Annotated in this window: 7 protein-coding genes; 2 read left to right on the top strand and 5 right to left on the bottom strand. The window is 75.9% G+C overall.

Annotated features, from left to right (window positions below):
- Positions 1-84 precede the first annotated feature (84 nt).
- From AB8M62_RS19725 to AB8M62_RS19705, 5 genes are all read right to left on the bottom strand, one after another.
- A complete protein-coding gene (locus AB8M62_RS19725) occupies positions 85-438 on the bottom strand; it encodes a DUF4233 domain-containing protein (protein ID WP_369055741.1) in 354 nt (117 codons plus the stop codon).
- Positions 435-1,985 (bottom strand): bifunctional folylpolyglutamate synthase/dihydrofolate synthase, encoded by a 1,551-nt coding sequence (locus AB8M62_RS19720; protein ID WP_444881717.1) that lies wholly within the window; start codon positions 1,983-1,985, stop codon positions 435-437. Before AB8M62_RS19720 ends, AB8M62_RS19725 begins: the two co-directional genes overlap by 4 nt.
- Entirely contained in the window at positions 1,982-5,230 is a 3,249-nt protein-coding gene (ileS, locus tag AB8M62_RS19715; RefSeq protein ID WP_369070635.1) for an isoleucine--tRNA ligase, read from the bottom strand. The genes AB8M62_RS19720 and ileS overlap by 4 nt, the downstream gene beginning before the upstream one ends.
- 253 nt (positions 5,231-5,483) lie before the next feature.
- Positions 5,484-6,830 carry a magnesium transporter gene (gene mgtE, locus AB8M62_RS19710; protein WP_369070634.1) on the bottom strand — a complete coding sequence of 449 codons (1,347 nt, stop codon included), beginning with the start codon at positions 6,828-6,830 and terminating at the stop codon, positions 5,484-5,486.
- Between the two features lie 78 nt (positions 6,831-6,908).
- On the bottom strand, positions 6,909-8,762 hold the full coding sequence (locus tag AB8M62_RS19705; protein ID WP_369070633.1) for a hypothetical protein: 1,854 nt from the start codon (positions 8,760-8,762) through the stop codon (positions 6,909-6,911).
- A gap of 190 nt (positions 8,763-8,952) precedes the next feature.
- Between AB8M62_RS19705 and AB8M62_RS19700 the strand changes: the two genes are divergently transcribed.
- Complete coding sequence (locus AB8M62_RS19700; protein ID WP_369070632.1) at positions 8,953-10,179, top strand: thiolase family protein; 1,227 nt, start codon at positions 8,953-8,955, stop codon at positions 10,177-10,179.
- Entirely contained in the window at positions 10,179-12,212 is a 2,034-nt protein-coding gene (locus AB8M62_RS19695) for a 3-hydroxyacyl-CoA dehydrogenase NAD-binding domain-containing protein (RefSeq protein WP_369070631.1), read from the top strand. Before AB8M62_RS19700 ends, AB8M62_RS19695 begins: the two co-directional genes overlap by 1 nt.
- Positions 12,213-12,256: the final 44 nt, after the last annotated feature.

Here is a 12,256-nt window from a genome sequence, read left to right as displayed (position 1 = left end):
CCCCGCCCCCACCGCGCCGCCACGGCGCGAGGCCCCCGGCCCGGCGGGGGGGGGGGCCTCGCGCTCGTGCGGGTCCCGGAGGGCTCAGTCCTCCGCGGTGCGGCGGGCGACCTCCGCCCGCTCCCGCTCGATCCGGTCGCCCCAGTAGACGGCGAACCCCCACAGCAGGGCGAACACCGCCCCCACGGCGAACATCAGCGGCACGACGAACCCCGTGGCGACGATCGCCACCTGCAGCGCCCAGCCGAGCGCGTACCCGGCGCGCGAGCGCAGCACCCCCGTGCACAGCAGGCACAGCAGCAGCAGCACCCCGCCGGCCACCAGCACCTCGGTCTGCCGGTCGCGGTTGAGCGCCGACGCCACGAGCGTGGCGAAGAACACGATCATCGCCTCGGCCACGAGGGTCGTGGCGGCGAGCATCCTCTTGGGGTTCCTCACGGACCGGGCCTCCTGAGCAGGGTGCGGACGTCTCCCGCCAGAACGACCGAACCGGCCACGAGGACTCCCGACTGCGCGCCGCCCTCGGCCTCGGCCAGGTCCACGGCCGTGGCCAGGGCCTCGTCGACGCGCTCGGCCACGTGCACGCGGTCCTCGCCGAAGACGCCCTCGGCGACCTCGGCCAGCTCGGCCGGCTCCAGGCTGCGCGAGGTCGAGGAGCGGGTGACGACGACCTCGGCCAGCACCGGTTCCAGCTCGGCCAGGACCGCCTCGACGTCCTTGTCCGCCGCGACCGCGACCACGCCGACCAGGCGGCTGAGCGTGAACGCCTCGGCGACGGCCTCGGCCAGCGCCCGCGCCCCGGCGGGGTTGTGCGCGGAGTCCACCAGCACCGTCGGGGACGTGCGCACGACCTCCAGGCGGCCCGGGGAGGTGACGTCCGCGAAGGCCGCCTCCACCAGCCCGGGCACGAGCGGGTCGCCGGGCAGGGCGATGAGCGCCTCGGCGGCCGAGAGCGCGACGGCCGCGTTGCGCGCCTGGTGGGCGCCGTGCACGGGCAGCAGCACGTCGGTGTAGAGGCCGCCGCGGGTGCGCAGCGACAGCAGCTGCCCGCCGACGGCCAGCGAGCGCGACTCCACCCCGAAGTCGCGGCCCTCGCGCACGACGGTGACGCGCTCGGCGGCGGCCTTGGCCAGCAGGACGGCCGCGGCCTCCTCCTCCTGCGCGGCCAGGACGGCGGTCGCCCCGTGCTTGAGGATCCCCGCCTTGTTGCCGGCGACCTCCTCCAGCGTGGACCCCAGCCACGCCTCGTGGTCCATCGAGACGGGGGTGACGACGGTGACGTCGGGCCGCACGACGTTGGTGACGTCCCAGGTGCCGCCCAGGCCGGTCTCGACCACCGCCACGTCGACGGGGGTGTCGGCGAAGGCGGCGAAGGCCATGAGGGTGAGGACCTCGAAGAAGCTCAGCGGCGGGTCACCGGCCTCCCGCGCGCGCTCGTCGACGATCGCGACGACGGGCTCGACGTCGTCCCAGGCGCGCACGAACGCGGCCCGGGTCAGCGGCTCGCCGTCGACGCAGATGCGCTCGGTGACCTCCGACAGGTGCGGGCTGGTGAACAGCCCGGTGCGCAGGTCGTGCTCGCGCACGAGCCGCTCGACCATCCGGGTGGTCGACGTCTTGCCGTTGGTGCCGGCGACGTGGACGACGCGGTAGGCCAGCTGCGGGTCGCCCAGCAGCCGGCACGCCTCGCGCACCCGCTCCAGGGTGGGGTGGATGCGGTGCTCGGGGTTGCGGCCGAGGATCCCGGCGACGACCTCGGCGTAGCGGGGGTCGTCGTCCGCGCCGGAGGCGCGCCGCTCGCGCTGCTGCCGGCGCTCGGCCGCGGTGGCCGGCGGGCGCCGGTCCTGCGGCACGCGGCCGCGGCGCAGGCCGTCACCGCCGAAGGCGTCCCCGCCGAAGGCGTCGCCCTCCAGCGCGCCCGGCTCCAGGTGGCCGTGCTCCTCGCCGCGGCCGTGGCCGCCGTCGTGCCGGTCCCCGCCGCTCACCGCGCCCCCTCGGTCTTCTCGCCGGTGTCCTCGGACCGCTCCACGGCCACGCGCACCTCGTGCCCCTCCACGGTGGCCACCAGCGTGGCCCGCTCGGCCGGCAGCGCGTCGGCGGAGGCCGCCGAGCCGAACTGCCGGGCGAGGGTCTCGGTGACCACGAGGTCCTGGTGGCGCACCAGCGCCTCCCACACGGGCCCGTCCGCGGCCACCGTGAGGCGGATGCGGTCCGACACGTGCAGGCCGGCCTCGCGCCGGGCCTGCTGCACGAGGCGCACGACGTCGCGGGCCACGCCCTCGGCGGCGTTCTGCTCGGTGACGGTGGTGTCCAGGACGACGAAGCCGCCGCCCTCCAGGGCCGCGGTCGCGCCGCCGCCGCCCTCGACGGTGGTGCTCAGCTCGTACTCGCCCTCGACGAGCTCGACCCCGCCGGCGACGACGGTGCCGTCGGGGCGCTCCTCCCAGTCGCCGGACTTGGAGGCGCGGATGACCTGCTGCACCTGCTTGCCCAGCCGCGGGCCGGCGGCGCGGGCGTTGACGGTCAGCTTGGCGCTGACCCCGTGCCGGGCGGCGTCCGCCAGGGTGCCCAGGGCCACCTCGCGCACGTTCACCTCGTCGGCCACGAGCTGGGCGAACGGCTCCAGGGCGGCCGGCTCGGGCACGAGGACCTCCAGGCGCTGCAGCGGCAGCCGCACGCGCAGGCCGTGGGCCTTGCGCAGCGCCAGCGCCGACGAGCACGCGGCGCGGGCGGCGTCCATCGCGGCGACCAGCTCGTCGTCGGCGGGCAGGTCGACCGGGTCGGGCCAGTCGGTCAGGTGCACCGAGCGCCCGCCGGTCAGTTCGCGCCACACCTCCTCGCTGACCAGCGGCAGCAGCGGCGCCAGCAGCCGGGTCGTCGTCTCCAGCACCGTGTGGAGGGTGTCCAGCGCGTCGCGGGCGCGCTCGGACTCCCCGTCCCAGAACGCCGCGCGCGAGCGGCGCACGTACCAGTTGGTGAGCACGTCGAGGAACTGCCGCACGCTCTCGCACGCCCCGGCGATGTCGTAGCCGTCCATCTGCGCGGTGACGGTGACGACCGCGTCGTGCAGCTTGGCCAGCACGTAGCGGTCCAGGACGTCGGGGGACGTCGTCCGCCAGCGCGGGGTGTGCGAGGAGGTGGAGGAGTACAGCCGGTAGAAGCTGAACGTGTTCCACAGCGGCAGCAGCACCTGGCGCACCGAGTCGCGGATGCCCTGCTCGGTGACGACGAGGTTGCCGCCGCGCAGCACCGGCGAGCTCATGAGGAACCAGCGCATGGCGTCGGAGCCGTCGCGGTCCAGCACCTCGGACACGTCCGGGTAGTTGCGCAGCGACTTGCTCATCTTGCGGCCGTCGTCGCCGAGCAGGATGCCGTGCGAGACGCAGGTGCGGAACGCCGGGCGGTCGAACAGCGCGGTGGCCAGCACGTGCAGCGTGTAGAACCAGCCGCGGGTCTGCCCGATGTACTCGACGATGAAGTCGCCCGGGTAGTGGCTCTCGAACCAGTCGGTGTTCTCGAACGGGTAGTGCACCTGCGCGAACGGCATGGACCCGGACTCGAACCAGCAGTCCAGGACCTCCGGGACCCGGCGCATCGTCGAGCGCCCCGTCGGGTCGTCGGGGTTGGGGCGGGTCAGCTCGTCCACGTGCGGGCGGTGCAGGTCGGCCGGGCGCACGCCGAAGTCGCGCTCCAGCTCCTCCAGCGAGCCGTACACGTCGACGCGCGGGTGCGCCGGGTCGTCGGAGACCCACACGGGGATCGGGCTGCCCCAGTAGCGGTTGCGGCTGATGGACCAGTCGCGCGCGCCCTCCAGCCACTTGCCGAACGAGCCGTCCCTGACGTGCTCGGGCACCCAGGTGATCTGCTGGTTCAGCTCGACCATGCGGTCGCGGATCGCCGTGACCTTCACGAACCAGCTGGAGACGGCGCGGTAGATCAGCGCGTTGCCGCAGCGCCAGCAGTGCGGGTACGGGTGGTCGTAGGTCTCCTGGCGCAGCAGGAGGGCTCCGCTGGGCAGGCCGTCGCGCAGCGCGCGGGCGATCGGCTTGTTGGCGTCGAAGACGTGCTGGCCGGCGAAGTCGGGGACCTCGGCGGTGAAGCGGCCGCGGGCGTCCACGGGCACGACGGGCGTGATGCCGGCGGCGTCCGTGACGAGCTTGTCGTCCTCGCCGAAGGCGGGGGCGATGTGGACCAGGCCGGTGCCGGAGTCGGTGGTGACGTAGTCGGCGGCCAGGACCTGGTGGGCGTGCTCGTCGCGGCCGGCGAAGTAGTCGAACGGCGGGGTGTAGCGCAGGCCCAGCAGGTCGGCGCCGCGGTAGTGGGCGCTGACGCGCCCGGCGGCGTCCTCGCCCAGCTCGCGGGCGTAGTGGCCCAGCCGGGCCTCGGCGAGCAGGAAGCGGCGGCCGGCGTGCTCACCGGCGCCGTCGACGACGACGTAGTCCAGGTCCGGGTGCACGGCCGCGGCCAGGTTGCTGGGCAGCGTCCACGGCGTGGTCGTCCACACCAGCGCCAGGACCCCGTCGAGGTCGGCGCGCGCGGCGTCGCCGGTCAGCCGGAACCCGACGGTGACGGCCGGGTCCTGCCGGTCGCGGTAGACGTCGTCCATGCGGGTCTCGGTGTTGGACAGGGGCGTCTCGCAGCGCCAGCAGTACGCCAGGACGCGGAACCCCTCGTAGACCAGGCCCTTGTCCCACAGCGTCTTGAACGCCCACATCACCGACTCCATGTAGTCGGTGTCGAGGGTCTTGTAGTCGTCCTCGAAGTCCACCCAGCGCGCCTGGCGGGTCACGTACTCCTCCCACTCGCGCGTGTAGCGCAGCACGGAGGTGCGGCAGGCGTCGTTGAACGCCGCGACGCCCATCGTCTCGATCTCGGACTTGTGCGTGATGCCCAGCTGGCGCTCGGCCTCGACCTCGGCGGGCAGGCCGTGGCAGTCCCAGCCGAAGCGGCGCTCCACCTGCTGCCCGCGCATGGTGCGGTAGCGCGGCACGACGTCCTTGACGTACCCGGTGAGCAGGTGGCCGTAGTGCGGCAGGCCGTTGGCGAACGGCGGGCCGTCGTAGAAGACGAACTCCCCGGCGGCGGAGCCGGCGCGGGCGTCCACGCTGGCGCGGAACGTGCCGTCGGCGGCCCACGAGTCCAGCACCCGGCGCTCGATCTCGGGGAACCGGGGGCTGCTGGTCGGGGCGCCGGTCTGCTGGTCCTGCTCGACGTCCGGCTGGTCGGACACGGGTGCTCCTCCGCGGTGCGCGCTGGCCCGCGGGGACGACTCCCGCCGGGGCCGGCGGTGCCGCGGTACCACCCCGCTTGCCGCCGGCGGGCCCCCGCGCGGGGACGCGACGACGACCTCTCGTCGTCCGGCTGTCACGGGCCGGACCCGTCCGGGTCTAGTGGGGTCCCGCCCGGGCGGGCGGAGCCTGTTCTTCCGGAGGCTCGCCGGTGATGGCCGGGTCGACGCCTGTGCGCAGGAGTCTACTCGCCGCTCACAACCCCAGCACGGCCCGCGCGATGAGGAAGTAGACGACCAGGCCGGTGGCGTCGACGAACGTCGTGATGAACGGCGCGCTGACCACGGCCGGGTCGAGCCCGACGCGCTTGGCGACCATGGGCGTGCAGGCGCCGGCGGTGGTGGCCAGCGTGCAGACCACGACGAGGGCCAGGGCCAGCACGAGGGCGATCTCGGGCCCCGCGACGAGGCTGGCGGGCACGGCGCCGATGAGCGAGAGGCCCGTGCCCAGCAGCAGGCCGGTGACGGCCTCGCGGCCCACCACGCGGGGCAGGTCGCGGAAGCGGACGTCGCCGACGGCGGTGGCGCGCACGACGGTCGTGGCCGCCTGGGCGCCCGTGTTGCCGGCCGTGCCGATGAGCAGCGGGACGAACAGGGCCAGGGCGACGACCTCGTTGAGGGTGTCCTCGAAGGCGTCCAGGACGCTGACCGTCAGGGTGGCCGCGGCGATGAGGACGAGCAGCCACAGGATCCGGCTGCGCACCAGGCCCAGCACGCTCGTGGCCAGGTAGGGCTTGCGCAGCGGCTCGGACCCGCCGGCGCGCGCGGTGTCCTCGTCCTCCTCGTGCTCCAGCACCCGCATGGCGTCGTCGACGGTGAACACGCCCAGCAGGCGGTCCTCGGCGTCGACGACGGGCACGGCGACCAGGCCGTGGTCGCGCACGACGCGGGCGGCGACCTCCTGGTCGGTGTCGGCGCGCACGACGACCGGGTCGGAGAGCACGTCGGCGACGGGGACGACGTCGTCGGTGACGAACAGCCGCCGCAGGGAGACCACGCCCTCCACGTGCCGGCCGGCGCCCACGACGGGCAGCGTGTAGATCGTCTCGGCGTCCTCGCCGTGCCGGCGCACGTGGGCCAGGGCGCTGCCGACGCTGAGCCCGGTGGGCAGCGCCACGACCTGCGGGGTCATCCGGCGCCCGGCGGACTCGGGCGGGTAGCCGAGCAGGTCGGTCGTCATCCGCCGCTCGTCGGCGGTCAGCCCGGACAGCAGCCGCGCGGTGACGCCGGCGGGCAGCTCGTCGAGCAGGCCGGCGCGGTCGTCGGGGTCCAGGTCGGCGACGATGTCGCGCACGGCCTCCTCGCGCAGCTCCTGCAGCAGCTCGCCCTGCAGGGCGGGGTCGAGGTCCTCGAAGACGGCCAGCGCGGTGCCCTTGGGCAGCGCGCGGAAGGCGACGGCGCGGGTCAGGGCGTCGACGCGTTCGAGCTCGTCGACGACGGCGGGCACGTCGAGCAGGTCCAGCGCGGCGCGCAGGCCCCGCACGTCGCCGCCGCGGGCGAGGGCGGGCAGGTCGAGGGCGAGGTCGGTCTCTCGGTCGGCCACGGCGCCTGTCTACCGGACGGGCGGGCACCGGTCCCCCGACGCCCGCCCGCCCCTCCTGCCGGCCTCGTGCTGGACGCGTCAGCGCAGCTGCAGGGTCCAGGAGCGCGGCACGGTGGTGGTCAGCAGCACCCGGGTGCCCTCGGGCACGAGGTCGCCGCCCAGCCAGGTGTACCGCTCGCCGGGGTCGACGGACGCCGGCTGACGCGGCCCCGAGCCGGTACCGGGGCCGAAGCGGATCGCGTCCCCGCCGCACGTCCACGTCCCGTACCCCTCGACGAGCTGGTGGGCGCCGTCCTCCAGCTCCTCGGTGCCGGTGAGCTCGCCGTCGCCGGCGAAGGTCAGCTCGACGACGGCGGGCACCTCCCCCTCGCCCTCGGTGCCGGACACCGCGAAGGTCAGGTCGAAGCCGGAGCGCACGTCCCCGTCGACGGCCCGCAGGTCCAGCGTCGTCTCCAGGACCCGCGCCTCGCGCGGGCGGCGGTCGAAGGACATGGCGGCCCAGAAGCGGCCGTCGGGGGTCAGGTCGTAGTCGCCGTCGGGCCGCCGGTCGGCGGGCGCCAGCGGCTGCCAGTACCCCGCGGTGATGCGCTGGTGCAGCCGGTACGCGCCACCGCCGCGCGGGTCGAGGCCGTCGGCGCGGAAGTGGCCGGTGGAGAAGAACCGGGGCGCCAGCCGCACCGAGGACAGCACGGCCGCTCCGCGCCGCCAGCGCAGGAACGTCGGGTTGGTCGAGAGCCCGGAGGCGATCGGCCCGGGACGGTCGGGGTCCTCGCCGCCGTCGGTGCCGGCGAACACCGAGGCGGTGGCGGTCCCGGCGCGCAGCCGGGCCAGACCGGAGGCGGCCAGGACGTGCTCGCCGTCGGTGCCGAGCGGGGCGGACGGCGGCAGGCGGCGGGCCAGCTCGGGGTGCAGCAGGACGTCCGCCCAGGCGTCGCCGTCGAAGGAGCGGGCGAGGTCGTCGGTGCGCTCGTCGATGCGCCGCACGACGGCGGCGCAGCGGCCGTCGCGGTCGGCCAGCGCGGCCTCGCGCCAGACCAGCACACCCTCGGCGACGTCCTGGCGGCCCTTCTGGTCCTGCCGGCGCGAGTGGACCGTCTCGACCGTCCCGTCGTCCTCCAGCAGCAGCAGCTGGGCGTCCAGGCTGCGGCGGACGGTGGCCAGCAGCTGGGTGCGCCCGGTCAGGCGCGCCAGCACCTGCAGGGCGGGGTTCACGACGACGAAGGTGTAGATGACCGAGCGCTCGGAGTACTGCCCGTCCTCGTCGACGTCGATCCCCTCGGCCAGCCACTCCCCGATCCGGCGGGCGTGGGCGGGGTCGGGCAGCAGAGCGTCCAGGCGGGCGAGCGCGCTGCAGATCTCCCACCGGTGGTTGGGGGTGTGCACACCGCCGGCGGCCAGGGCGGGGCCGACGGCGCGCAGCAGGGTGCGCACGCCCTCGCGGACGCCGGCCGCGGCGGGGTCCGCGTCGGCCTCGAGCAGCGCGAGGACCTTGCACAGGTCGTTGACGACGAAGGCGCTGTCCGGCGGCGTGTGCAGGTTGCCCTGGCTCCACAGGCCGTCGGCGTGCTGCGTGGCGCGCAGGGCGGCGACGAGGGCGTCCAGGTGCGGCAGCAGCGCGCGGTCGCGGTACCGGGCGGCGCCGGGGTCGGCGTGGACGGCGACCAGGCGGCGCAGGCTGCGGGCCAGGGCCCGGTTCTGCCACAGGCCGGCCGCCTGGTCGGGGTAGGCGGCCAGGACGGTGTCGACCTGCAGGGCGGCGGCGGCGCGCAGCCGGTCGACGAACGCGCGGTCCGGGCCGGTGAGCGGGCGGCGGCCCCGCCCGCGGTCCCGGTCGGCGGGAGCGGCGGCGGCCGGGGCCGGACCGACCGCGGTGGCCGTGGCGGCGGCCGCGGTGGCGGCGGCGGTCTGGACGACGGTGCGACGTGCGAGCACGGACGATCCTCCTCGATCGGTGGGTGCTGCGGTCCGGCCGGCGAGGCCGGAAAGCGCTTGCCCGCCCACCTCACCACACCCGGCCGCAGAAGTACCTGTCACGCCCGGTACCGCGTACCTCGCCCGAGCGCGTACTGTGCGGGGAGCCCCGGCGCCGCGCGAGCGGTGCCGCCCGTGACGAGGAGGTCCAGTGGCCAGCACCGCCCCACCCGCCCGCGCCCGCGCGCGGGACGTCGTGTTCGTCGACGGCGTCCGCACCCCCTTCGGCAAGGCCCGCCCCGACGGCCTGCACGCCGAGACGCGCGCCGACGACCTCGTCGTGGCCTGCCTGCGGGAGCTGCTGCGCCGCAACCCCTCCCTGCCGCCCGAACGGGTCGAGGAGGTCGCCGTCGCGGCCGCCACGCAGAGCGGGGACCAGGGCCTCGTCCTCGGCCGCAGCGCCGCGCTGCTGGCGGGCCTGCCCGTCACCACCCCCGGCTACGCCGTGGACCGCTGGTGCGCCGGCGCGATGACCGCCGTCACGACGACCGCGGCCTCGATCGCCGTCGGCGCGCTCGACGTGGCGCTGGCCGGCGGTGTCGAGCACATGGGCCACCACCCCCTCGGGCAGGGCCTGGACCCCAACCCGCGCTTCCTCACCGAGCGCATCGTCTCCCCCGACGCCCTGGACATGGGCAAGACCGCCGAGGCGCTGCACGACCGGTTCCCGCAGCTGACGAAGGAGCGCGCCGACGCGTACGCCGCGGCCAGCCAGCGCAAGTTCGCGCGGGCGGTGGCCGACGGGCACGTGGGCGCCGACCTCGTCCCCGTCGCCGTGGCCAGCTCGGCGAAGGGCTGGGGCCTGGCGACCGCCGACGAGCTGGCCCGCCCGGACACGACCGTGGAGGCCCTGGCGGGGCTGCGCACCCCGTTCCGCCCGCACGGGCGCGTCACGGCCGGGAACGCCTCCCCCCTGACCGACGGCGCCACCGCGTGCCTGCTCGCCGCCGAGGACACCGCCGCCGAGCTGGGCCTGGCCCCCCGGATGCGGATGGTCGGGTTCGCCTACGCCGGCGTGGAACCGGGCGTCATGGGCCTCGGCCCGATCCCCTCCACCGAGAAGGTGCTGCGCCGCACCGGGTTGAGCATCGACGACATCGGCCTGTTCGAGCTCAACGAGGCGTTCGCGGTGCAGGTCCTCAGCTTCCTGGACCACTTCGGCATCGCCGACGACGACCCGCGCGTGAACCCCTGGGGCGGCGCCATCGCCATCGGCCACCCGCTGGCCGCCTCCGGCGTGCGCCTGATGACCCAGCTGGCCCGGCAGTTCGCCCAGCACCCCGAGGTCCGCTACGGCCTGACCGCCCTGTGCGTGGGCCTGGGCCAGGGCGGTTCCGTGGTCTGGGAGAACCCCGCGTTCGAGGGAGACCGCGACTGATGCCCGTGCACGTGCGCACCCTGGACCTGCCCGGCGGCCCCGGCCGCCTGGCCCTGCTCACCCTCGACAGCGGCCACGCCCGCAAGCCGTTCGTCCTCGGGCCCACCGGCCTGGAGGAGCTCGGCGCGGCGCTGGAGGAGGCCGGGCGGCTCGTCGTCGCCGAGGGCGTCGTCGCCGTCGGCGTCACCGGCGTGCGGGGCGTCTTCTGCGCCGGGGCCGACCTGAAGTCCGTGGCCACCGCCACCGACCGCGCCGAGGCCCTGGCCACCGGCCGCCTCGGGCACGCCGTCCTCGGCCGGCTGGGCGAACTGCCCGTGCCGACGTTCGCCTACGTCAACGGCCTGGCTCTCGGCGGCGGGCTGGAGACCGCGCTGCACGCCACCTACCGCACGGTCTCCACCGCCGCGCGCGGCCTGGGGCTGCCCGAGGCGCACCTGGGCCTCGTGCCCGGCTGGGGCGGCACCTGGCTGCTGCCACGCACCGCCGGCCCGGACGTCGCCGTCGAGGTGGCCGTGGAGAACGCGCTGGCCGGCAACCGCACCCTCACCGGGCCGCAGGCCGCCGAGCGCGGCATCGCCGACGCCGCGTTCCACCCGGCCGACTTCCTCGTGGAGTCCCTGCGCTGGACCGGCCGGGTGCTGCGCGGCGAGGTCGTCGTCGAGCGCCCCGAGCCGGCCGGCGAGGCCGAGTGGAACGCCGCCGTCGAGCGCGGGCACGCCGTCGCCGACGCCCGCGTGCGCGGCGCGGCCCCCGCGCCGTACCGCACGCTGGACCTGCTGGCCGCCGCCCGCACCAGCGGCCGCGAGGAGCACTTCGCGGCCGAGGACGAGGCGCTGGGCGACCTCGTGCTGTCCCCGCAGCTGAAGGCCGGGCTGTACGCCTTCGACCTGGTGCAGCGGTACGCGAAGGCGCCGGCCGGGGCGCCGCCGGCCGAGCTGGCCCGGCCCGTCACCTCCGTCGGCGTCGTCGGCGCCGGCCGGATGGCCAGCCAGCTGGCGCTGCTGTTCCTGCACCGGCTGCAGGTGCCCGTCGTCCTCACCGACGTCGACGAGGAGCGCGTGGCGGCCGGCGTGGGGTTCGTGCGCGAGGGCGTGGCCGAGCTGGCCCGCAAGGGCCGGATCGACGCCGACACCGCGAACCGCCTGAGCGCCGCGGTTTCCGGTTCCGTCGACAAGGCCGCGCTGGCCGGCTGCGGGTTCGTGGTCGAGGCCGTGTTCGAGGAGATGGGCGTCAAGCAGGCGGTGCTGCGCGAGCTGGAACCCCTCCTGGCGCCCGACGCGGTCCTCGCCACGAACACCAGCTCCCTGTCGGTCACGGAGATGGCGGGCGTCCTGGAGCACCCGGAACGCTTCGTCGGGTTCCACTTCTTCAACCCCGTCGCCGTCCTGCCGCTCGTGGAGGTCGTGCGCACCGGGCGCACCGACGACGCGGCGCTGGCCACCGCGTTCGCCGTCGGCAAGGCCCTGAGGAAGACGTGCGTGCTCGTGCGCGACGCGCCCGCGTTCGTCGTCAACCGGGTCTCCACCCGGATGTTCGACGAGGTCGTGCGGGCCGTGGACGCGGGCACCCCGCTGCTGGAGGCCGAGCACGCCCTGGACGAGCTGGGCCTGCCGATGACCCCGTTCCGGCTCGCCTCGTTCGTCGGCCCGGCCGTCATGCTCCACGTGCACGAGACGCTGGCCGCGGCGTTCCCCGACCGCTACCGCGTCTCGGAGAACCTGCGCCGCTGGGTCGGGGCCGGCGGACCGGACCTCGTCACCCGCAAGGGACCCGTCGAGGAGACCGGTGCGGCGCAGCAGGTCCTGCAGCAGGGCACCGACCCGGTCCCCGCGCCCGAGCTGCTGCGGCGCGTGCAGGACGCCCTGGCCGACGAGGTGCGCCGCCTGCTCGACGAGGGCGTCGTCGCGGGACCGGAGGACGTGGACGTGTGCCTCGTGCTCGGCACCGGGCACCCGCTGTTCACCGGCGGGATCACGCCCTACCTGGACCGGGTCGGCGCCTCCGAGCGCGTCACCGGCCGCCGCTTCCACTGACGGCGCAGCGGCCGCACGACGGCGGGCCCGCCGCCCGGGGAGGT

Source organism: Kineococcus terrestris, from assembly GCF_041020755.1.
Classification (GTDB): domain Bacteria; phylum Actinomycetota; class Actinomycetes; order Actinomycetales; family Kineococcaceae; genus Kineococcus; species Kineococcus terrestris.
The sequence above is the reverse complement of the archived record's forward strand: the minus strand, read 5'-3'. Positions and strand labels throughout refer to the sequence as shown.